Origin of the sequence: Anoxybacillus eryuanensis (assembly GCF_051200995.1) — a bacterium.
Classification (GTDB): domain Bacteria; phylum Bacillota; class Bacilli; order Bacillales; family Anoxybacillaceae; genus Anoxybacillus; species Anoxybacillus tengchongensis.
In genome coordinates this window covers 29898-50534 of the sequence record NZ_JBPODS010000013.1, presented here as the reverse complement: position 1 = coordinate 50534, position 20637 = coordinate 29898, and the positions used below count along the sequence as shown (strand labels likewise).

Annotated in this window: 25 protein-coding genes and 1 riboswitch; of the genes, 20 read left to right on the top strand and 5 right to left on the bottom strand. The window is 40.6% G+C overall.

Annotated elements, in window-relative coordinates; all coding sequences use genetic code 11:
- Positions 1–21: 21 nt before the first annotated feature.
- Complete coding sequence (locus tag HNQ84_RS11885; RefSeq protein WP_035048553.1) at positions 22–621, bottom strand: response regulator transcription factor; 600 nt, start codon at positions 619–621, stop codon at positions 22–24.
- A gap of 349 nt (positions 622–970) precedes the next feature.
- Here HNQ84_RS11885 and HNQ84_RS11880 point away from each other — a divergent pair, with 349 nt between their 5' ends.
- The 17 genes from HNQ84_RS11880 to HNQ84_RS11800 all read left to right on the top strand — a co-directional run bounded on the left by HNQ84_RS11880 (position 971) and on the right by HNQ84_RS11800 (position 16352).
- Positions 971–1444 (top strand): hypothetical protein, encoded by a 474-nt coding sequence (locus tag HNQ84_RS11880; protein WP_435622238.1) that lies wholly within the window; start codon positions 971–973, stop codon positions 1442–1444.
- A 303-nt stretch (positions 1445–1747) separates the two neighbouring features.
- Positions 1748–1853: riboswitch (SAM riboswitch) on the top strand.
- A gap of 75 nt (positions 1854–1928) precedes the next feature.
- Positions 1929–2957 (top strand): methionine ABC transporter ATP-binding protein, encoded by a 1029-nt coding sequence (locus HNQ84_RS11875; protein WP_435622237.1) that lies wholly within the window; start codon positions 1929–1931, stop codon positions 2955–2957.
- A complete protein-coding gene (locus tag HNQ84_RS11870; RefSeq protein WP_183249800.1) occupies positions 2947–3615 on the top strand; it encodes a methionine ABC transporter permease in 669 nt (222 codons plus the stop codon). The genes HNQ84_RS11875 and HNQ84_RS11870 overlap by 11 nt, the downstream gene beginning before the upstream one ends.
- 17 nt (positions 3616–3632) lie before the next feature.
- Positions 3633–4457 carry a MetQ/NlpA family ABC transporter substrate-binding protein gene (locus HNQ84_RS11865; protein WP_183249802.1) on the top strand — a complete coding sequence of 275 codons (825 nt, stop codon included), beginning with the start codon at positions 3633–3635 and terminating at the stop codon, positions 4455–4457.
- 71 nt (positions 4458–4528) lie between these two features.
- On the top strand, positions 4529–4873 hold the full coding sequence (locus HNQ84_RS11860; RefSeq protein ID WP_183249804.1) for a carboxymuconolactone decarboxylase family protein: 345 nt from the start codon (positions 4529–4531) through the stop codon (positions 4871–4873).
- A gap of 183 nt (positions 4874–5056) precedes the next feature.
- Entirely contained in the window at positions 5057–5836 is a 780-nt protein-coding gene (gene sufC, locus HNQ84_RS11855; RefSeq protein ID WP_009362262.1) for a Fe-S cluster assembly ATPase SufC, read from the top strand.
- Between the two features lie 15 nt (positions 5837–5851).
- Positions 5852–7156, top strand: coding sequence for a Fe-S cluster assembly protein SufD (gene sufD / locus HNQ84_RS11850; protein WP_183249806.1), 1305 nt, complete (start codon positions 5852–5854; stop codon positions 7154–7156).
- Complete coding sequence (locus HNQ84_RS11845; RefSeq protein WP_435622236.1) at positions 7156–8376, top strand: cysteine desulfurase; 1221 nt, start codon at positions 7156–7158, stop codon at positions 8374–8376. The genes sufD and HNQ84_RS11845 overlap by 1 nt, the downstream gene beginning before the upstream one ends.
- A complete protein-coding gene (gene sufU / locus HNQ84_RS11840) occupies positions 8366–8806 on the top strand; it encodes a Fe-S cluster assembly sulfur transfer protein SufU (protein WP_435622235.1) in 441 nt (146 codons plus the stop codon). The genes HNQ84_RS11845 and sufU overlap by 11 nt, the downstream gene beginning before the upstream one ends.
- Positions 8807–8828: 22 nt before the next feature.
- Positions 8829–10226, top strand: coding sequence for a Fe-S cluster assembly protein SufB (gene sufB / locus HNQ84_RS11835; RefSeq protein ID WP_183243904.1), 1398 nt, complete (start codon positions 8829–8831; stop codon positions 10224–10226).
- Between the two features lie 78 nt (positions 10227–10304).
- Positions 10305–11153 carry a DUF72 domain-containing protein gene (locus tag HNQ84_RS11830; RefSeq protein WP_435622234.1) on the top strand — a complete coding sequence of 283 codons (849 nt, stop codon included), beginning with the start codon at positions 10305–10307 and terminating at the stop codon, positions 11151–11153.
- A 12-nt stretch (positions 11154–11165) separates the two neighbouring features.
- Positions 11166–11984, top strand: coding sequence for a sulfite exporter TauE/SafE family protein (locus tag HNQ84_RS11825; RefSeq protein ID WP_435622233.1), 819 nt, complete (start codon positions 11166–11168; stop codon positions 11982–11984).
- A gap of 22 nt (positions 11985–12006) precedes the next feature.
- Positions 12007–13398: a bifunctional metallophosphatase/5'-nucleotidase gene (locus HNQ84_RS11820; protein ID WP_435622232.1), complete on the top strand. Its 1392-nt coding sequence runs from the start codon at positions 12007–12009 to the stop codon at positions 13396–13398.
- 53 nt (positions 13399–13451) lie between these two features.
- The gene (locus HNQ84_RS11815; protein WP_183243910.1) at positions 13452–13754 is read left to right on the top strand and encodes a YunC family protein; all 303 of its coding nucleotides are present in this window, start codon (positions 13452–13454) and stop codon (positions 13752–13754) included.
- 51 nt (positions 13755–13805) lie between these two features.
- Complete coding sequence (gene yunB / locus HNQ84_RS11810) at positions 13806–14552, top strand: sporulation protein YunB (RefSeq protein ID WP_183243912.1); 747 nt, start codon at positions 13806–13808, stop codon at positions 14550–14552.
- Between the two features lie 184 nt (positions 14553–14736).
- A complete protein-coding gene (locus tag HNQ84_RS11805; protein WP_435622231.1) occupies positions 14737–16248 on the top strand; it encodes a sodium-dependent transporter in 1512 nt (503 codons plus the stop codon).
- Complete coding sequence (locus HNQ84_RS11800; RefSeq protein WP_183243916.1) at positions 16248–16352, top strand: methionine/alanine import family NSS transporter small subunit; 105 nt, start codon at positions 16248–16250, stop codon at positions 16350–16352. Before HNQ84_RS11805 ends, HNQ84_RS11800 begins: the two co-directional genes overlap by 1 nt.
- A gap of 20 nt (positions 16353–16372) precedes the next feature.
- On the opposite strand, the gene HNQ84_RS11795 is transcribed toward HNQ84_RS11800, so the two are convergent.
- Positions 16373–17344, bottom strand: a complete 972-nt coding sequence (locus HNQ84_RS11795; RefSeq protein WP_183243918.1) for a peptidoglycan DD-metalloendopeptidase family protein — start codon at positions 17342–17344, stop codon at positions 16373–16375.
- 125 nt (positions 17345–17469) lie between these two features.
- Between HNQ84_RS11795 and lipA the strand changes: the two genes are divergently transcribed.
- Positions 17470–18384: a lipoyl synthase gene (gene lipA / locus HNQ84_RS11790; RefSeq protein ID WP_435622230.1), complete on the top strand. Its 915-nt coding sequence runs from the start codon at positions 17470–17472 to the stop codon at positions 18382–18384.
- A 49-nt stretch (positions 18385–18433) separates the two neighbouring features.
- Here the strand turns inward: lipA and HNQ84_RS11785 are convergent, their stop codons facing one another.
- Positions 18434–19066 carry a YhcN/YlaJ family sporulation lipoprotein gene (locus HNQ84_RS11785; protein ID WP_435622229.1) on the bottom strand — a complete coding sequence of 211 codons (633 nt, stop codon included), beginning with the start codon at positions 19064–19066 and terminating at the stop codon, positions 18434–18436.
- A 111-nt stretch (positions 19067–19177) separates the two neighbouring features.
- Here HNQ84_RS11785 and HNQ84_RS11780 point away from each other — a divergent pair, with 111 nt between their 5' ends.
- Positions 19178–19453, top strand: a complete 276-nt coding sequence (locus tag HNQ84_RS11780) for a YutD family protein (RefSeq protein ID WP_003398297.1) — start codon at positions 19178–19180, stop codon at positions 19451–19453.
- A gap of 22 nt (positions 19454–19475) precedes the next feature.
- Here HNQ84_RS11780 and HNQ84_RS11775 read toward each other — a convergent pair whose 3' ends face one another.
- Both HNQ84_RS11775 and HNQ84_RS11770 read right to left on the bottom strand, forming a co-directional pair.
- Positions 19476–19748, bottom strand: a complete 273-nt coding sequence (locus HNQ84_RS11775; protein WP_435622228.1) for a cytosolic protein — start codon at positions 19746–19748, stop codon at positions 19476–19478.
- A 37-nt stretch (positions 19749–19785) separates the two neighbouring features.
- On the bottom strand, positions 19786–20052 hold the full coding sequence (locus HNQ84_RS11770; protein ID WP_435622227.1) for a DUF3055 domain-containing protein: 267 nt from the start codon (positions 20050–20052) through the stop codon (positions 19786–19788).
- Between the two features lie 115 nt (positions 20053–20167).
- Between HNQ84_RS11770 and HNQ84_RS11765 the strand changes: the two genes are divergently transcribed.
- Positions 20168–20608, top strand: a complete 441-nt coding sequence (locus tag HNQ84_RS11765) for a DUF86 domain-containing protein (RefSeq protein WP_032101119.1) — start codon at positions 20168–20170, stop codon at positions 20606–20608.
- The last annotated feature ends 29 nt before the right edge of the window (positions 20609–20637 follow it).

Genomic DNA, 20637 nt, shown 5'->3' with positions numbered 1-20637 from the left:
AGATTTTTCGACTAGCACCTTTCATTTTATGAGTTGCCATCGTAGCGCTTGAGCAACCGCTCCTGTTCGTGACAAAACCCCTAATTTTTCGAAAATAGAAGAAAGGTGCCGTTCAAACGTTCGTTTACTCATATTTAGATGTTCGCTGATTTGTACACTTGTTTTATCGTCTGCTAACATTTGTAATATATCTATTTCAATTTTTGTCAAACAACTTGTCATGTGACATGTAGCTTCACTGTCAAGTAAAAGAAGTCTCTCTCCTTCATTGCTGTGGCGAATCGCATGTGCCAAATGAGTAGAAACTTTTTCTTTTGATAATATCACGGATACACCTGCTTCATATGCACATAGAGCGAATGGTGGATAGTTGCATAGCGTAATGACATTTATCATAGGGTGTGTTTTCTTCGCACTTTTTATCCAGTCCAATACTTTTATTATGTGCATGTGCATATTTATCACAATGACATCTGGTACATGTATATGTATGAGAGTCTCTAGTGAATCAATACAAGAAATAGAACCGACAATAGTTATTCCTCTCTCTTCTTCTAATAATTTTTCCAAACCAAGCAAATAGACAGGATCGGAATCAACAAGCAATGTACGAATAGTCATGCGATTTCCCTCTCTACTCTTTTCCTAAATTCTACTTCATTTAATAAACTTTGTCATTTATTTTGAAGAAAATGGCGGATTTTCGCCAAAAAATTGGCGGAAAATACTGATTTTTTTTTTTTTTATTCTTGATAAATTGAAAATAGCTGATCAGCTATTTTTTGAAGTTAGGAGGAGCATAAGCAATGTATAAGTTAAAATAAAGAACTTCCGATTTTTATCTAAAACAGGCTAACATAGCATATCTCGGATGAGTAATCAATTAAATAAGAATTAAGATCTCTAAAATCCACGGTACTGATGTTCAACTAGCATTATGAGTAAATATACGATGTGAGGAGAAAAAGTAATGAAAATTAAATTTAAAAATTTGGTTTTAGCTACTACCCTAGCATTTGCTTTTACCCTGTCATTAGAGGGTTTTTTTGGATCGTTAATTACAACTGAAGCTAGTACTCTCCAGAAGCAAGTATATAAAGAGGGGAATGTAACAATTACAGTTACTCCTACAGTAGGGAGTTCAATAGCCAATTTAAGCAATTCAAAGTCAAAAATTACCCCACTTGATACTATCGTTCGAGGAAATAAAAAGACGAAAACAGTTCAGAGTATGTATGGTACGGTCACAATGACAGTTACTTATGATCGAAATCTAACAACTAAGACTTCTACGATTACGGGGATTTATTCTTTAGAAAACACCGACTCTTACTTGAAATTAGTTGATAAATGGTATACTTCCAGTGTTGCACAAGCCGACTACTATGACTCATTTCATAAAGTTTATGTAACGATTAGAATTACAAAAGAAGAATGTGATTAATGTATTCACTCAGCCTGTAGCTATATAGATACAATCGAAAAGTTTACCCTCATTTTTTTGGACTGAAGGGGCTGATCGAAAACGTATTAGTGTTTTGGATCAGCCCTTTACTCTTTCGCGTAAGCGGTTGTTGCTCGGTCGCCCGACATTAGCAATATAATGATTTCTTATATTGAAGTCAAAAAATGAAGTCAAAAAATTTTTTATTGACATCGTCCTTCTTTCGATGATATACTCACATTCGTAGTTCAGCATCATTCTTGAATACATTAAAACGTTAACTGAATAAAGCGTTTAAAAGAGCTCTTATCAAGAGAGGTGGAGGGATGTGCCCGATGAAACCCGGCAACCGTCAGCGCTGCTGAAATGGTGCCAATTCACACAAAGCGTTTGCTTTGAGAGATAAGAGACAGAATGGACGATTCGCGCCTTTCTGTTCTCTTGAGCAGAAAGGCTTTTTTCATGGAAGGAAGGTGACAGCAACGTGATCACATTATCGAATGTAACAAAAGTGTACAAAGCAGCAAGTGGGAATGTAACGGCAGTCGATCATGTAAACTTGCATATCGAACAAGGAGAAATTTTCGGCATCATCGGTTATAGTGGGGCAGGGAAAAGTTCCCTCATTCGATTGTTAAATGGACTAGAAAAGCCGACAAGTGGTGAAGTCATTGTCGATGGAAAAGATATGGGGAAAATTAGCGGAAAGCAGTTGCGTCAAGCGCGCCAACAAATCGGGATGATTTTCCAACATTTTAATTTACTTTGGTCGCGAACGGTGCGTGAAAACATTGCTTTTCCGTTAGAAATTGCAGGCGTGCCGAAAGAAGAACGAATGAAACGCGTCGATGAACTCGTTCAACTTGTCGGTTTGCAAGGGAGAGAACATGCGTATCCGTCACAACTGAGCGGAGGACAAAAGCAGCGCGTCGGCATTGCGCGCGCATTAGCGAACAACCCGAAAGTGTTATTATGTGATGAAGCAACGTCGGCGCTTGATCCACAAACGACCGATTCAATTTTAGATTTGCTTGTTGATATTAACAAACGCCTCGGCTTAACGATCGTATTAATTACACACGAAATGCACGTTATTCGTAAAATTTGTGATCGTGTAGCGGTAATGGAAAACGGAAAAATTGTCGAAATGGGCGAAGTGCTTCACGTGTTCCGTAAGCCAGAACAACCGATTACGAAACGATTTGTTCAGCAAGTCACAGAGCCGGAGGAAACAAAAGAAGCGATGTTGCATCTTCTTGAACGTTATCCGAACGGGAAAGTCGTTCAACTTACGTTTGTCGGCGAAGCGGCTGAGCAGCCGCTCATTACACAACTTATTCGCCAATTCGATTTGAATATAAATATTTTACAAGGGAAAATTTCACAAACGCATCACGGTTCATACGGGGTGTTGTTCATTCACTTAGATGGTGCGAATGAAGAAATTGAGCGAGCGCTCGCTTTTATTCGCCAGCAAGAAGTTGAAGTGGAGGTGTTGGCGAATGTCCAATGAACTATTTCCGAATGTCGTTTGGGAAAAAATATGGGCGGCAACGATGGAAACGTTGTATATGACCGCTATTTCTGTTGTAGCAACATTTGTGCTCGGTATTTTACTTGGGTTGTTGTTGTTTCTAACGTCTAAGGGAAACATATGGGAAAATCGTTTGATTAACGGTGTGATCGCATCGTTCGTCAATATTTTCCGTTCCATCCCGTTCATTATTTTAATTATTTTGCTCATTCCGTTTACAAAGCTCGTTGTCGGCACGATTCTTGGAGCGAATGCTGCGCTACCAGCGCTTATTATTGGTGCTGCACCGTTTTATGCACGCATGGTTGAAATTGCGCTTCGTGAAATTGATAAAGGTGTCATTGAAGCGGCAAAAGCGATGGGAGCGACGACGACAACAATCATTTGGAAAGTGCTTCTTCCAGAAGCGCTCCCTGCCCTTGTATCTGGGATTACGGTAACAGCGATCGCGCTCGTTGGTTACACAGCGATGGCAGGAGTTGTTGGTGCTGGGGGGCTTGGAAACTTAGCGTATTTAGAAGGATTTCAACGCAACAATAACGACGTCACGTTTGTTGCGACAGTGCTCATTTTAATCATCGTCTTTATTATTCAGTTTATTGGTGACTTTGTCACTTCTAAAATAGATAAACGATAAAAAGGAGGAAGAAACAGATGAAAAAATGGATTTCTCTACTTGTTGTTGCAATGGTTGTTTTAGCGCTTTCTGCTTGCGGAAAAAGCGAAAGTGCGGAAGAAAAGACGAATAAGCTTGTCGTTGGGGCATCAAACGTGCCACATGCGGAAATTTTAGAACAAGCAAAACCGATTTTAAAAGAAAAAGGTATTGAATTAGAAATTGTGACATTCCAAGATTACGTATTACCGAACAAAGCGTTAGCAGATAAAGAGTTAGATGCAAACTATTTCCAACACATTCCTTATTTAGAAGCACAAATGAAAGAACATGGCTATGACTTTGTAAATGCTGGTGGCATTCATATTGAGCCAATCGGCGTATACTCTAAAAAATATAAAAGCCTTGAAGAGCTACCAAACGGTGCGAAAATTATTATGAGCAACTCGGTTGCTGACCACGGTCGCATTTTATCGATGCTTGAAGAAAAAGGGTTAATTAAGTTAAAAGAAGGTGTCGACAAAACGAAAGCAACTGTTGATGATATCGTTGAAAATCCGAAAAATTTAGTGTTTGAAGCAGATGTCGAAGCAGGATTGCTTCCACAAGTATATAAAAACAACGAAGGAGATGCAGTATTAATTAACGCAAACTATGCGTTAGATGCTGGTTTAGATCCAGCAAAAGATCCGATTGCGGTTGAATCGCCAGAAAACAACCCATATGTGAACATTATTGCCGTTCGCAAAGGTGACGAAAAACGTAAAGAAATTCAAACGCTTGTAGAAGTATTGCAATCAAAAGATATTCAAGACTTCATTTTACAAAAGTATAATGGCGCAGTTATTCCAGCGACAAAATAAGGATGTCCAATCGGGCATCCTTTTATATTTTTTGAAAAACGACGCATGATAAAAAGGAAGGAGGAGTGCATATGTCGATGGAACAATTTTTGCACGAATATAAGCAAGGGTTAGGAACGTTTACGCAACATATGCCGAAAGTTGGGCAAACGTTTAACGCGTTTACAGAAGCATGTTTTGCAGAAGGTGAGTTGTCGAAAAAAGAAAAGCAATTGATCGCATTAGGCATTAGCGTCGCCAAACAAGATGAATATTGCACCATCTATCATACGAAAGGGTGCATTGATGAAGGAGCGACAGAAGAAGAAATATTTGAAGCGTGCGCCGTTGCGGCTGCTTTAGCGGGTGGAGCGACGATGAGCCAAGCGGTTACGCTCGTTCGGCAATGTGTTGATGAATTTACTCGCATGCATTAAAAGGATAGGGAGGTCTCCTATCCTTTTTTACATACGTGATTAAGCGAACAAACTTTAGAAACAAAAAAGTATCAAAATGCTTGCAATAAGGTTGCTAATACTTTTCATCTGTTATAAAATTGTAATGAGAATAAAATGAGAATTACGTTTTATGAATATAAGTGAAACTGGAGGTATTTTTTTATGGCAACATTAACGATTAAAGATCTTCACGTTGCAATTGACGGAAAAGAAATTTTAAAAGGTGTTAACCTTGAAATTAAAGGCGGCGAGTTTCATGCAATTATGGGACCGAACGGAACAGGAAAATCGACATTATCTGCGGCCATTATGGGTCATCCAAAATATGAAGTAACAAAAGGAAGCATTACATTAGATGGTCAAGATGTATTAGAAATGGAAGTAGACGAGCGTGCTCGTGCTGGGTTGTTTTTAGCGATGCAATATCCGAGCGAAATTAGCGGTGTGACAAATGCCGACTTCTTGCGTTCAGCGATTAATGCGCGTCGTGGAGAAGGAAACGAGATTTCATTAATGAAATTTATTCGTCAACTAGATGAAAAAATGGCGTTTTTAGAAATGAATCCAGATATGGCGCATCGTTATTTAAATGAAGGATTTTCAGGCGGAGAGAAAAAGAGAAATGAAATTTTGCAATTAATGATGTTACAACCGAAAATTGCAATTTTAGATGAAATTGACTCAGGTCTTGACATTGATGCATTAAAAGTTGTTGCAAAAGGTGTTAATGAAATGCGTAGCAGCGACTTCGGCTGTTTAATCATTACGCACTATCAGCGTTTATTAAACTATATTACACCAGATTATGTGCATGTCATGATGCAAGGACGTATTGTAAAATCTGGTGGTCCAGAGTTAGCACAACGTCTTGAGGCGGAAGGATACGATTGGATTAAAAAAGAGCTAGGCATTGAAGATGAAGTCGTTGAGCAAGAAGCGTAAGCGTTAGGAGGATTTGTGATGATTGAGACGAAACTACCATTCGACCAACAGTATGTACGCTCTTTTTCTGAAGGGCGTGGAGAACCGGACTGGCTTTTACATGTTCGCTTACAAGCTCTTGCACAAGCGGAACAACTTCCTTTACCGAAGCCAGATAAAACAAAAATTGATCGTTGGAATTTCACGCAATTTTCTACTCATCTCGTTGAAAGTGCGCCACTTTCTTCGTTAGAAGAGTTGCCAGAAGAAGTGAAAGTGCTAATCGATATCGACGAAGAGCAAAAAAACGTATATGTGCAACGCGATCATACATGTGCATACGTATCGCTTGCTGATGAATTAAAAGAAAAAGGTGTCATTTTTACAGACTTAGCGACAGCTGTCCGTGAACATAGCGAGCTTGTGCAAAAATATTTTATGGACGGCGTGAAAGTAAACGAACATCGCCTGGCTGCGCTTCATGCTGCACTTGTAAACGGCGGAATGTTTGTATACGTACCAAAGCACGTGCAAGTGAATGTGCCGTTGCAAGCGGTATATGTGCATGAAAAAGCGGAAGCGTTATTTAACCATGTCATTATTGTTGCGGACGTCGGTAGTAAAGTAACGTATGTCGAAAACTACATTTCAACATGTGAACGTTCCGAAGCGATCGTTAACATCATTGCGGAAGTGTTTGCATTAGACGACGCGCAAGTATTTTTCGGCGCCGTGGATAGTTTAGCAAAAGGGACAACGACATATGTGAACCGTCGCGGCATTACGGGGCGTCATGCACGCATTGAATGGGCGCTCGGTTTAATGAACGACGGAAACACGATTTCAGAAAACGTCACGCGCCTCATTGGCGACGGCTCATTCGGCGACACGAAGACGGTTGTGGTAAGCCGTGGAGAGCAAGTACAAAACTTTACGACAAGCGTCATCCATTACGGAAAGCATACAGAAGGCTACATTTTAAAACATGGCGTTGTGAAAGATGAAGCGACTTCCATTTTTAACGGTATTGGTAAAATTGAGCACGGGGCATCGAAATCAAACGCAGAACAAGAATCACGTGTGCTTATGTTAAGCCCAAAAGGACGCGGGGATGCGAATCCGATTTTATTAATTGACGAAGATGATGTGACAGCCGGTCATGCGGCATCTGTCGGTCGTGTTGATCCGACGCAATTGTATTATTTAATGAGCCGTGGTATTTCGAAAACGGAAGCAGAGCGATTAATTATTCATGGCTTTTTAGCGCCAGTCGTCAATGAAATTCCGATTGAACGTGTGAAAAAACAATTAATCGAAGTGATCGAAAGGAAAGTTAAATGATGAACGTAAAAGAACTTCGTCAACTATTTCCGATTTTAGATCAACAAGTAAACGGCAAGCCACTCGTTTATTTAGATAGCGCGGCGACGTCACAAAAACCGTTGTCGGTCATTGAAGCGATTGACAATTATTATCGTCAATACAATTCAAACGTTCATCGCGGCGTGCATACGCTTGGTACGAAGGCAACCGATGCATACGAAGGGGCGCGCGAAAAAGTGCGTCGCTTCATTGGTGCTGCCTCAACGGAAGAAATTATTTTTACACGCGGGACGACAACGGCGATTAATCTAGTGGCGGCAAGCTACGGTCGCGCTAACGTGCGTGAAGGCGATGAAATTGTCATTACGTACATGGAGCACCATAGCAACATCATCCCATGGCAACAAGTTGCCAGACAAACAGGGGCAACGTTAAAATACATTCCGCTTCAACCAGACGGCACGATTCGCTTAGCAGATGTGGAACAAACAGTCACGTCGAACACAAAAATTGTGGCTGTGATGCACGTATCAAACGTACTCGGTACAATTAACCCAGTAAAAGAAATTGCGCAAATCGCGCACAAAAACGGTGCCGTTGTTGTTGTTGACGGGGCGCAAAGTACGCCGCATATGAAAGTGAACGTACAGGAGCTAGATTGTGATTTTTATGCGTTTTCAGGCCATAAAATGTGCGGGCCGACAGGTATTGGCGTATTATACGGTAAAAAACGCTTACTTGAGCAAATGGAGCCTGTTGAATTTGGTGGCGAAATGATTGATTTCGTTGGTTTGTATGAGTCAACATGGAAAGAGCTTCCGTGGAAATTTGAAGGCGGCACGCCAATTATCGCAGGAGCGATTGGTTTAGGAGCTGCGATCGATTTCCTTGAACAAATTGGGTTAGATTATATTGCTGAGCATGAACATCGTTTAGCACAATATGCACTTGAACAGCTGTCAACAATTGACGGGTTAACGATTTACGGTCCGAAAGAACGGGCAGGGCTCGTGACATTTAATATTGACGGTGTTCATCCGCACGATGTTGCGACCGTTTTAGACGCTGAAGGCATTGCTGTTCGTGCTGGTCACCATTGTGCGCAGCCGCTCATGAAATGGCTCAACGTGACAGCGACTGCACGGGCAAGTTTTTACTTATACAATACGGAAGAAGAAATTGACGCACTTGTTTCAGCATTAAAGAAAACGAAGGAGTATTTTAGCTATGTCTTTTAATAGCCATTTAGATACGCTGTATCGACAAGTCATTATGGATCATTATAAAAATCCGAGAAATCGTGGTGTGTTAGAGGGGGAGCACGTCGATATAAATATGAACAACCCGACGTGTGGCGATCGCATTCACTTAACATTAAAAATAGAAGATGGGAAAATTGTCGATGCGAAGTTTGAAGGAGAAGGCTGTTCTATTTCGATGTCTTCTGCATCGATGATGACAGAGGCGATTAAAGGAAAAACAATTGAAGAAGCGCTTAAGCTATCAACGATTTTTTCCGACATGATGCAAGGAAAAGATTATGACGATTCCATCGATTTAGGTGATATTGAAGCACTTCAAGGAGTGTCAAAATTCCCAGCTCGCATTAAATGCGCGACATTAGCTTGGAAAGCAATGGAAAAAGGATTGCATGAGCAACAAGGCTAGTCATAAAAAGGAGGCGAACGAGATGGCGAAAAAAATGCCAGAAATCGGTGAATATAAGTACGGTTTCGCCGATAAAGATGTATCTGTTTTCCGCGCTGAGCGCGGATTAACGCGTGAAATTGTAGAAGAAATTTCGCGCATGAAAAATGAACCAGAGTGGATGCTCGAATTTCGCTTAAAAGCGTTAGATATTTTTTACAGCATGCCGATGCCGCAATGGGGTGGCGATTTATCAAGCTTAGATTTCGATGAAATTACGTATTACGTCAAACCTTCAGAAAAATCTGGGCGGTCATGGGATGAAGTGCCGGAAGAAATTAAAGCAACGTTCGATAAGCTCGGTATTCCAGAAGCGGAACAAAAATATTTAGCAGGAGTATCGGCGCAATACGAGTCAGAAGTTGTATACCATAACATGAAAGAAGACCTAGAGAAACTAGGTGTCATTTTTAAAGATACAGACTCGGCGTTAAAAGAAAATGAAGATTTATTCCGTGAGCATTGGGCGAAAGTCGTTCCGCCGACAGATAATAAATTTGCGGCACTGAACTCTGCCGTTTGGTCGGGTGGTTCGTTCATTTATGTGCCAAAAGGTGTAAAAGTCGACACACCGCTGCAAGCGTATTTCCGCATTAACTCGGAAAATATGGGACAGTTTGAGCGGACATTAATTATCGTTGATGAAGGGGCGCATGTTCATTATGTGGAAGGCTGTACGGCGCCTGTCTATACGACAAACTCACTTCATAGCGCAGTCGTTGAAATTATCGTGAAAAAAGGTGCGTATTGCCGTTATACGACGATTCAAAACTGGGCAAACAACGTCTTTAACCTTGTGACAAAGCGTGCCGTTTGCGAAGAAAACGCAACGATGGAATGGATCGATGGAAATATCGGTTCAAAATTAACGATGAAATACCCAGCAGTCATTTTAAAAGGAGAAGGCGCGCGTGGTTTGACACTTTCGATTGCGATTGCTGGCAAAGGACAACATCAAGACGCAGGTGCAAAAATGATCCATTTAGCACCAAACACGTCATCGACGATCGTATCAAAATCAATTTCGAAACAAGGTGGAAAAGTCACATATCGCGGTATCGTTCATTTTGGACGGAAAGCGGATGGCTCTCGCTCAAATATTGAGTGCGACACGCTCATTATGGATAATCAATCGACATCTGATACGATTCCATACAATGAAATTTTAAACGACAACATTTCGCTTGAGCATGAAGCAAAAGTGTCGAAAGTATCAGAAGAACAACTATTTTATTTAATGAGCCGCGGCATTTCTGAACAAGAAGCGACAGAAATGATCGTTATGGGCTTTATTGAGCCATTTACGAGAGAATTACCGATGGAATACGCCGTTGAAATGAACCGACTCATTAAGTTTGAAATGGAAGGTAGTATTGGTTAATCAACAGCTGATGATCTGCGTGCGGCAGATCATCGGCTTTTTTTGTATGTTATGGTAAGATAAATGTAGGTGATGCATATGATTTATGTCGGATTAACGGGATGGGGCGACCATGACAGTTTATATCCGTCACGGCTTGCGTCAAAAGATAAGTTACAAGCGTATGCCGCTCATTTTCCAACCGTTGAGGTCGATGCGTATTTTTATGCGATTCAGCCACGCCAGAACGTTGAAAAATGGACGATGGAAACACCGGAATGTTTTCAATTTATCGTTAAAGCGTATCAAGGAATGACGGGTCATCAACGTGGTGATATTCCGTATGCAAATAAAGATGAGATGTTTACAGCATTTTTACAATCGATTGAGCCGTTTCAGCAGGCACATAAGCTTGGGATGGTATTATTCCAATTTCCACCGTGGTTCGATTGTCAAAAAAAGCATGTTCACTATTTGCGTTGGTGTCGGGAGCGAATGGGAGATGTCCCTGTGGCGCTTGAATTTCGTCATCAATCGTGGTTTTCGCCTTCCTTTTACGAAAAGACGTTACGTTTTATGGAAGAAGAGCGATGGATTCATAGCATTTGTGACGAACCGCAAGCAGGAGAAGGATCGGTACCGACCGTTCTTCATCCAACTGATGCGCATAAAACACTCATTCGTTTACATGGACGAAATGTAGCTGGCTGGAATAAACGAGATGATGAAAATTGGCGTGCTGTTCGTTATTTATATCGATACAATGAGCAAGAGTTACAAGAGTGGGTACATCATATTCGCATGCTACAAACGAAATGTGAACACATTTACGTCTTATTCAACAATAACTCAGGTGGAGATGCCGCTCATAATGCAAAGCAGCTCCTGCGGATGTTAGGCATTGAATATACGAACTTAGCACCGCGTCAATTAGACTTGTTTTCATAATGGGGGATGAGAATGGAATATATATTTCTTTTACTGATCGGCTTTTTAGCAGGAACGATCGGAAGCCTTGTCGGTTTAGGGGGAGGGGTGATTATCGTTCCCATGCTTCTTTTTTTAAGCGCGGCACATGTATTGCCAACCATTTCACCACAAGTAGCGGTTGGCACATCGCTTGTCGTCATTATTTTTAATGGGTTATCATCAACTTTAACATATATGAAGCATAAAATGGTGGACTATAAAAGCGGTTTATTTTTCTTCATCGGTAGTGGGCCAGGGGCAATGCTTGGTGCATGGGTGAATCAACATGTGCATATGCAACATTTTTCGCTTTATTTTGGATTATTTTTAATTGCTGTTTCGTTTTTGCTTATGTTTCAATCTCGGCTATCACCGTCTAGCAAACGTACGTTTCCTGTTGTACGGACATATGTTACGAATGAAGGGGAGGAAGTGACGTACGGGTATCATCCGCTCATCGCCACATTCATTTCGTTTGTTGTCGGATTTGTCGGCGGGTTTTTCGGAATTGGCGGTGGATCGCTTATGGTGCCTGCGATGATTTTATTATTTTTGTTTCCTCCCCACGTAGCTGTTGCCACATCGATGTTTATCGTTTTTTTATCGTCCATTGTTAGCTCACTAACTCATGTGCTTATAGGAAATGTTGCATGGACGTTTGCGCTTTCGCTTATCCCGGGTGTATGGATTGGAGCGAAATGTGGAGCATGGCTCAATCGACGATTAAAAGGAAAAACGGTCGTGACGTTATTACGAATTGTGCTTATTTTACTCGGCGTTCGTTTAATTATGCAAGGGCTTGGATTGTAAAAAGAAAGGTGTGTTGCAAACGTTGAGGGAGACAATACATATTTATCATACAAACGATGTGCATAGCCATTTTGAACGATGGCCGAACATTGTTCGTTATTTACAAAACGAGAGAAAAAAGCATCAGAAAAATCGCGAGCATATGGTGTTGCTCGATATCGGTGACTTTATTGATCGGTTTCATCCGCTGACAGAGGCATCAGGCGGAAAGGCAAACGTCATTCTTTTAAACGATGCAGCATACGATGCAGTCACAATCGGGAATAACGAAGGGATTACACTTAGTCATGAACAGCTTGATACGTTATATGCACATGCCAAGTTCCCTGTTATTGTCGCAAACGTTTTTTATGAAAACGGAGAGCGTCCGCACTGGATGAAGCCGTATGTTATCATGACGTTTGGAAACGTCCGCGTTGCGTTTATTGGGGTGACGGTTCCGTTTCAGACATTTTATGAGCTGCTTGGATGGCGCGTTGCCAATCCGTTTGATACGGTTGTTCAACTTATTGAAGAGCTTTCGGAAAAAGTGGATGCGATCGTTTTATTATCTCACTTGGGAGTGAATGATGATGAAAAAATGGCGGAAACATTTCCACAATTAACGGCGATTTTAGGTGGTCATACGCATCATGTATTTGAACACGGAAAACGAGTGAATAAAACGTTGCTTTGTGGAGCTGGAAAATTTGGACATTATGTTGGGTGTTTAACCTTGACGATCGATAAAAATGGTCGAAAAGTTGATACACATGCCTATGTACAACATATGGATGCAGTTGAACATGCATGCGAGGAAACGAAGCAAAAGTTAAATGATATGATTGAGCAAGCAACTAATGCGCTGGCACAACCGATTGTATATTTGCCTGAGTCGCTGACGATCGATTGGTTTTCACCATCGCCATTAGCAAACGTTCTTGCTCAAGCATTAAACGAATGGTGTGAGGGCGATGTGGCGATGGTGAATGCAGGGGTACTACTGTCTTCGCTCCCGAAAGGTGTTGTGACGAAAGGAGATATTCATCGCATTTGTCCACATCCGATTAATCCGTGCAAAGTATATTTGCGCGGAAGTGAATTAAAAGAAGTTATTTTACAAGCGGAAACGGAACAAATGAGGCAGTTACGGGTGAAAGGATTCGGATTTCGTGGTGAAGTGATGGGACAAATGGTGTACGACCGTATCACTGTTGAAAAAGGGCAACTGATTGATGGTCAAGCACATGTGCGTCGCATTTTCATTAATCACCAACCAATTGAAGAGCAAAAAACGTATGCCGTCGCAACGATTGATATGTTTACGTTTGGTCACTTATATCCAGAAATATATCGCGCGAAAAAGAAATATTATATGCCAGAAATGTTGCGTGATGTGCTTGCATGGAAGCTAAAAAACATGTATCAACAATAGGCACCCTTCGTTCCTTTATTCATACATTGAATAAAGGAAAGGAGCGTGAATATATGATTGAGGTAAAACCGTTATGGATTAGCGGAGAACCTTTTACAGCCATTTCTGTTCAGTTGCCTAAAACAACGTTATTAGCTGTTGCCAATAATAAAGGATATATTATGTGTGGAGCGTTAGATGTGGCGCTGTTAAATGAAAAATTGCGTGATCGAGGCATTATCGCAGGAAGAGCGGTAGGAGTGCGAACAATTGACCAACTGTTAGAAGCGCCGCTTGAGTCTGTTACATTTGCTGCTGAACAATTAGGTATTTCGCGTGGAATGAAAGGAAAAGACGCTTTGCTTCTTATGAAATAAAATAATAATCCCCTGCTTGATCGCATACATATAGCGTGAGAGGGGGGATTTTTGTTGTACCAACAACTACGTAAACGAAGAAAACCGCTACCCGTCCGCTATATCTTTTTAATTACGTTTGTTTTTTTTATCATTTCGACTGTCGGAAGCCTTTGGTTTATTAATAGAGGAATCGAGCCGACACTTATGGCAATCGCCGAAAAAGAAACGCGCCGTTTAGCTAATTTAGTCATTAATAACGCAATTAGTCAACAAATTGCGGAAGATGATTTTAATGTTGAAAACTTCATCAAAATTGAAAAAGATGGACAAGGGAAAATTTCAGCCATAGATTTTAATGCGACTGTCGTGAATCGCGTATTAGCAAAAACGACAAATCGTGTGCAGAGAAATTTAAAGGCAGCTTCAGAAGGAAAATTATCAGCGCTTGAATTTCCTGACGTTCAAGTTGAAACAGAAAAGGAAAAAGGAATTATTTATTACATCCCTCTCGGACAAGCAACGAATAACGTATTGTTAGGAAATCTAGGACCGCGTATCCCGGTTCGTTTTTATGTCATTGGCGATGTTCATTCGGATGTAAATAAAAATATTCGTCCGTTCGGAATAAATAATGCTTTAATAGAAATAGCAATTCATATCGAAGTAAATGTGCAAATTATTATTCCATTCGCAACAAAAACTGCAACGATTCAAAACGATATTCCTGTGGCGATTCAAATTATTCAAGGGGAAGTTCCTCAATTTTATAACCAAGGTGGAGATGGAAATACATCTATCGAGCTTCCTATTGAATAATAAAAATTCTGAAAATTTTATTTTTTAAAATATTATTTTGACAAAAGGCTTGTCCGTTGATATACTTAAAACTAAAATGAAACAAAAAAGTCTGAAAAATTAAAATAATCGAACAAGGGGGTGCTTGTATTTTCTACATTCTTGCATTTTAAAGATCACAACTGACTAAGGAGGGTATTTTGTTATGGAAAATCGTCAACAATGGGGCACACGCGCTGGATTTATTTTAGCAGCGGCTGGCTCGGCAATTGGGTTAGGAAACATCTGGAGGTTCCCAGCTGTCGCATATGAAAATGGTGGAGGGGCATTTTTTTTCCCGTATTTATTCGCTTTATTAACAGCAGGGATTCCAATTCTTATATTGGAATTTGCGCTTGGACATAAGTATCGTGGTTCAGCACCGTTAACGTTTGCTCGTCTCAGCAAAGGAGCCGAATGGATCGGTTGGTGGCAAGTGCTTATTTCATTCGTTATTTCGACGTATTATTCCGTCGTTATCGCATGGGCAATGTCTTATACGTATTTTGCTTTTACGTCAAAATGGGGAGAAAACACAGGAGACTTTTTGTTCGGTGAGTATTTGAAACTAGCGGAAACACCGGGGACGTTCGGCAGTTTAGTCCCAGCTGTCCTTATTCCACTTCTTCTTGTTTGGGTTATTAACTTGGCGGTTTTATATAAAGGTGTTCGTAAAGGAATTGAAGCAGCAAATAAAATTTTCTTACCAACGCTCATTGTTCTTTTCTTTATCATCGTCATTCGTGCAGTAACGTTAGATGGAGCGGTTGAAGGATTAAATGCCTTTTTTAAACCAAACTGGGATCAAATTATGAACGGAAAAGTATGGCTTGCTGCATATAGCCAAATTTTCTTTAGCTTATCGATTGCGTTCGCTATTATGATTACTTATTCGAGTTATTTACCAAAAAAATCGGATATTACAAATAACGCATTTATTACAGGTTTTGCAAACTCTGGGTTCGAACTATTAGCTGGTATTGGCGTATTTAGCGTCCTTGGCTTTTTAGCACAACAACAAGGTGTAGAGGTAAGCGAAGTCGTTAAGGGTGGCGTTGGATTAGCGTTCGTTGTCTTCCCGCAAATCATTAATCAGTTTCCTGCGTTTAATGAGCTTTTCGGCGTGTTATTTTTCCTTTCATTAACGTTAGCAGGTCTTACATCGCTTATTTCTATTTCAGAGACGTACGTTTCAGCAGTTCAAGAAAAATTCGGTATATCACGCACAAAAGCTGTTCTTGGCGGTGGTGGAGTCGCTGCGCTCATCGCTCTCGTATTTGCTTCGAACGGTGGATTATATTTCTTAGATGTTGTCGATTACTTCATTAACAACTTTGGTGTTGCACTTGTTGGTTTAGTTGAGGTAGTTACAATCGCTTGGGTATTAAAAGAACTGAACGCGCTTCAAACGCATGCAAACAGCGTATCAGATATTATGGTTGGCGCGTGGTGGAAAGTTTCGCTCTCTGTCGTTACACCAATCGTATTAGGTTATATGATGTTTGATAGCATTAAAACGAACTTGAAAGAAAATTATGGTGGATACGATACACTATTTGTTGTGAAGTATGGATGGACGATTGCGGCGCTCGTTATCGTTCTCGGTTTTGTTCTTTCAGTCAAACGTTGGAGAGACGGCGTACTTTCCGTTCCAACGGATAAGGAGGTTTCAAGCTGATGGAAACAAGTGCACTCATCATGATGATTGTTGGTATGATTATTATTTGGGGAGGCTTTGCAGCGAGCGTTGCTCATGCGGTAAAGAAAAGCCGTCAATCGTAAAAAAGATGGGGCGAGAAGCCTCATCTTTTTTTCGCACGTTCTTGTCGTTCCCATTGTTTTAAGTAAGGATACGGATCGAAAGACCATTCAGTATAGCCGTTATCCTTATACATGCCGTAATGAAGATGCGGCGGGAATTTACCTGATGTTCCAGGCGGCCCGTATCCAGAGCTGCCAACGGATCCAATTAACATACCAGGCTCCACAATTGTTCCTTCTTCTAAACCGTTAGCAAATCCGTTTAAGTGTGCGAAGTAATGATACGTATTGTTTATATCGCGAATGCCGATACGCCATCCCCCATATTTGTTCCATCCTTTTAATTCAACGATACCGTAACATGTTGAGCGAACGGGGGTGCCATAATGGGCAAAAATGTCTGTTCCTTCATGAATACGTCGCCCACCCCAGCCACGTGCATCTCCCCATGTACTGCGGTAACTATACTCAAACCGTCGCGGAATCGGGAAGGCGTATTGATCAAGTTGTATTGTTCCAAAATGTTTATAAAGTTTCACTTTTCCTAAAATGATATCGACGGTTTTGCTTCGTTCGTAGTAATCCCATAGCGCCATTTTAATATGTGTATGATCTGTGCCATATGACCGTAAAAAGCGAGCAAATGCAAATAATACGTCTTCATCGTTTGTTCGGTCTGCGATGCCGTCGCCGTTTCCGTCTATACCGATGCCGCCGAATTGGCTAATGGTAAACGGATTTTGATCTTCTTGATTTTTGTTGAGTGGTCCCGCCCATCGCTCAGGAGGAATGTAGATGCCAATCACTCCTATTTGTTTTGGCAAATCGCGACGCGCTTGGCGAACGTTCCGTTCATATTGATCGACAGCTGCGAAATAGTACCATGGAATGAAAGAAATCGCTTCGGCTTTTTTATAAAGTTCCATTCGTTTATCATACAAATCATTTGGTGCAGCAGCGAATGATTGTAGCGGAATGAAAAGAAGAAGGATGATGCACCATAATGTTTTCACGCACTTTTTCTCCTTTCACCAATGTTCATACCATTAGTTTGAGGTAATCGGCTGTTTTCATAAATAAAAAATGTTGGAAAAACAAACTGTTTTGTATTATAAGTTAATAACTCGTATAATGGGTAATGTACATTAACGAGTGGAGCGTGAAAAAGATGTCAACAAAAGAACAGCACCTTCGCAAACCGGAATGGTTAAAAATAAAGTTAAATACGAACGAACATTATACAGGCTTAAAGAAAATGATGCGCGAAAAACAATTGCATACCGTATGCGAAGAAGCGCGTTGTCCAAACATTCATGAATGTTGGGCGGTTCGCCGAACAGCGACGTTTATGATTTTAGGCGATGTATGTACGCGCGCTTGCCGTTTTTGCGCTGTGAAAACAGGCTTACCAACGGAATTAGACTGGCAAGAGCCAGAACGTGTCGCTGAATCGGTTCGTTTAATGAATTTAAAACATGTCGTTGTGACAGCTGTAGCGCGTGACGATTTAAAAGATGGTGGGGCAGCCGTATTTGCTGAGACAGTTCGCGCCATTCGTCGTAAAAATCCGTTAACGACGATTGAGGTATTGCCATCTGATATGGGCGGTGTGTATGAAAACTTAAAAACGTTAATGGACGCCCGTCCGGATATTTTAAACCATAATATTGAAACCGTTCGTCGTCTTACTCCGCGTGTTCGTGCACGTGCCACATATGAACGTTCACTCGAATTTTTGCGTCGTGCAAAAGAAATGCACCCAGATATTCCAACAAAATCAAGCTTAATGGTCGGGCTTGGTGAAACGAAGGAAGAAATTTTAGAGACAATGGACGATTTACGTGCAGTCGGAGTGAATATTTTGACAATCGGACAATATTTACAGCCGACAAAAAAGCATTTGAAAGTAGAAAAATACTACCATCCACATGAGTTTATGGAATTAAAAGAGATTGCGTTAGCGAAAGGATTTAGTCATTGTGAATCTGGTCCGCTCGTTCGATCTTCTTATCATGCAGACGAACAAGTACAATCGGCAAAAGCGAATCAGTAAATATATAAAAAAGGATGTCCCTTCCATATGGGTGGGACATCCTTCTCCTTTATTGCATCATATTCATTTCTTCTCGTTGTACACCATTTTCGTTTTCACCGCTACTTATTTTTCTCCCTTGTGGCGATTTCAGCATGTCGTTAATGGTTTGTTGTAAAATTTGATCAACATTTTGACTATTTGCGTCTAAACGGCCGAAACGCTCAATGTCTTGGAACATGCGTGGGTTGTCTGAAACGTACACGTGATAATAGCGCGGTACAACGGAAATCGCTGTTTTCTTTACTTGATCGGCCGTTTCAAACCGATTTGTGCTGTCCGTTTTGTAAACAACAAAGACCGTATCGTCTGTGACAAGCGTTCCAACGTCATAAACGTTCGGAAGTTGTGTACATAACTTACTGATTAAATCAGCAACATTTTCACGATTTAACACAGGGATGGTTGCATATTGTGTCGTGTCCCCGGGAATAGGGCTTTTTTGATGACGGACATAACCGAAATTCGTTAAACGTGAATCCATCCCATTTCGCACACCATGTTCGTTATATAAATCGTTTCGTGAACGAACATTAATAGTTGTTCCGCTTTTTTCGTACAAGGATGTCGATTCATTCATTTGAGCACAGCCAGATAATAAAGCAATGGCGCTCATTCCTGTGATAAGCCATGTATTCCGCAAAGTAACTCCTCCCTTCTTTTTTATTATTCGTTTTATGGAAAGGATCATAATGGTGATTGCTTGGGAGAAAGACATGTTTTATGATAGAAATGGAAAGAAGAGGTGAGAACGATGATTTGCATTCATAATACATGTTATGAGCTGGTAGAAAATGTGCGGAACGGGTTTAATGAAGAAGCGTTCCGCGCTCGCTATACAGACATTTTAAATAAATATGACTACATTGTTGGGGATTGGGGATATAACCAACTTCGTTTGCGCGGGTTTTTTGATGATCATAACCAAAAAGCGACGTATGATACGAAAATAAGTACGTTATCCGAATATTTATTTGAATATTGCAATTTTGGTTGTGCATATTTTGTGTTGCGAAAAGTAAAAAAATAGGTCAGGACAACTGACCTATTTTTCATGAATACGGTTGTTGTCCGTTCTCATCTGGATCATCATGAACGGGATGTGCACCTGGATCTTGACGCGGAATGTCTTGATGTAGTGATTTGTATTCATAATTAAATGCGCTGTAATATCGTTGTCCTTTCTGCCATGGCGTACTTTTGTTTTGTACCGGTTTATCTTTCCCTCTTGGGGCACCGTATGGTCCTTCTGGCAATGTCTCTGGCACAAGAAAGTTTTTCCTTGCTTCTACCGTTGAAAAATCATGATATGTTTCATCGGTCATATGAACGCTTCCTTTCGTTTTTTACATAGCGTGCCACTTAACTGACGATTTCATGTAAAAAGCTTCGCAACTCATTTGCATCTTCTTCGTTTAAGTTGTATACGTGCTCAATATATCCAGATTCTTGTAAGTCATCTGAGCCGATAATTGCATATCGATTACTTTGTAAATCAAGCACAAGCACTTTTCCATAAAAACGATCTGTTTGGACGATCGCTAAATCAAATCGCTCATTTTTACTAACGAAGCTGACAAAACGTGTTTTTGTGTCGACTGTATCATCGTATAAGAAAAAACGTTCCATGTTCAATCCCTCCATAACATATGTAGTTGCTTTTTCATCTTAACAAATTTCTGTTAGCTGTGTAAAAGAAAGCGCTATGCTACAATAAAATAAAAAGCAGAAAGGAAGAGGAATGATGTATTTTGTTGATCGTCAAAAAATTGAGAAGACATTGCAATATATGGAGAACGTCGTTTCTTATATACAACCATCGTTTCATACACCGGTCGAGAAATTGGCGCTTGAACGTATAGGGCATGTTATTATTGAATCGATCATTGACGTTGGCAACGCAATGATTGACGGTTTTATTATGCGCGACCCGGGAAGTTATGAGGACATTATTGACATTTTAGTTGATGAACGTGTCTTGTCAGTTGAAGATGGAGAAGCATTAAAACGAGTCATTCATTTTCGTAAAAAGCTCGTTCAACAATACATCGCGGTGCCGCATGACGAATTGTTTGAAGTACTGCAGAAACATAAACAAGTACTCGAGTCATTTCCACTTGCTATTCGCACGTATTTACACAATGAACTCGGGCCCGTGTCCGCCTTTTTAAATGAAAATGTTTAAAAATTGTGTGTATAGGGAAAATCGTATAA

What these genes read in the sequence shown, in the direction of transcription:
- HNQ84_RS11885 (WP_035048553.1), bottom strand. Translation starts at nt 621, where the DNA reads ATGACTATTCGTACATTGCTTGTTGATTCCGATCCTGTCTATTTGCTT.
- HNQ84_RS11880 (WP_435622238.1), top strand. Translation starts at nt 971, where the DNA reads ATGAAAATTAAATTTAAAAATTTGGTTTTAGCTACTACCCTAGCATTT.
- HNQ84_RS11870 (WP_183249800.1), top strand. Translation starts at nt 2,947, where the DNA reads ATGTCCAATGAACTATTTCCGAATGTCGTTTGGGAAAAAATATGGGCG.
- HNQ84_RS11865 (WP_183249802.1), top strand. Translation starts at nt 3,633, where the DNA reads ATGAAAAAATGGATTTCTCTACTTGTTGTTGCAATGGTTGTTTTAGCG.
- HNQ84_RS11860 (WP_183249804.1), top strand. Translation starts at nt 4,529, where the DNA reads ATGTCGATGGAACAATTTTTGCACGAATATAAGCAAGGGTTAGGAACG.
- sufC (WP_009362262.1), top strand. Translation starts at nt 5,057, where the DNA reads ATGGCAACATTAACGATTAAAGATCTTCACGTTGCAATTGACGGAAAA.
- HNQ84_RS11845 (WP_435622236.1), top strand. Translation starts at nt 7,156, where the DNA reads ATGAACGTAAAAGAACTTCGTCAACTATTTCCGATTTTAGATCAACAA.
- sufU (WP_435622235.1), top strand. Translation starts at nt 8,366, where the DNA reads ATGTCTTTTAATAGCCATTTAGATACGCTGTATCGACAAGTCATTATG.
- sufB (WP_183243904.1), top strand. Translation starts at nt 8,829, where the DNA reads ATGGCGAAAAAAATGCCAGAAATCGGTGAATATAAGTACGGTTTCGCC.
- HNQ84_RS11830 (WP_435622234.1), top strand. Translation starts at nt 10,305, where the DNA reads ATGATTTATGTCGGATTAACGGGATGGGGCGACCATGACAGTTTATAT.
- HNQ84_RS11825 (WP_435622233.1), top strand. Translation starts at nt 11,166, where the DNA reads ATGGAATATATATTTCTTTTACTGATCGGCTTTTTAGCAGGAACGATC.
- HNQ84_RS11815 (WP_183243910.1), top strand. Translation starts at nt 13,452, where the DNA reads ATGATTGAGGTAAAACCGTTATGGATTAGCGGAGAACCTTTTACAGCC.
- HNQ84_RS11805 (WP_435622231.1), top strand. Translation starts at nt 14,737, where the DNA reads ATGGAAAATCGTCAACAATGGGGCACACGCGCTGGATTTATTTTAGCA.
- HNQ84_RS11800 (WP_183243916.1), top strand. Translation starts at nt 16,248, where the DNA reads ATGGAAACAAGTGCACTCATCATGATGATTGTTGGTATGATTATTATT.
- lipA (WP_435622230.1), top strand. Translation starts at nt 17,470, where the DNA reads ATGTACATTAACGAGTGGAGCGTGAAAAAGATGTCAACAAAAGAACAG.
- HNQ84_RS11780 (WP_003398297.1), top strand. Translation starts at nt 19,178, where the DNA reads ATGATTTGCATTCATAATACATGTTATGAGCTGGTAGAAAATGTGCGG.
- HNQ84_RS11775 (WP_435622228.1), bottom strand. Translation starts at nt 19,748, where the DNA reads ATGACCGATGAAACATATCATGATTTTTCAACGGTAGAAGCAAGGAAA.
- HNQ84_RS11770 (WP_435622227.1), bottom strand. Translation starts at nt 20,052, where the DNA reads ATGGAACGTTTTTTCTTATACGATGATACAGTCGACACAAAAACACGT.
- HNQ84_RS11765 (WP_032101119.1), top strand. Translation starts at nt 20,168, where the DNA reads ATGTATTTTGTTGATCGTCAAAAAATTGAGAAGACATTGCAATATATG.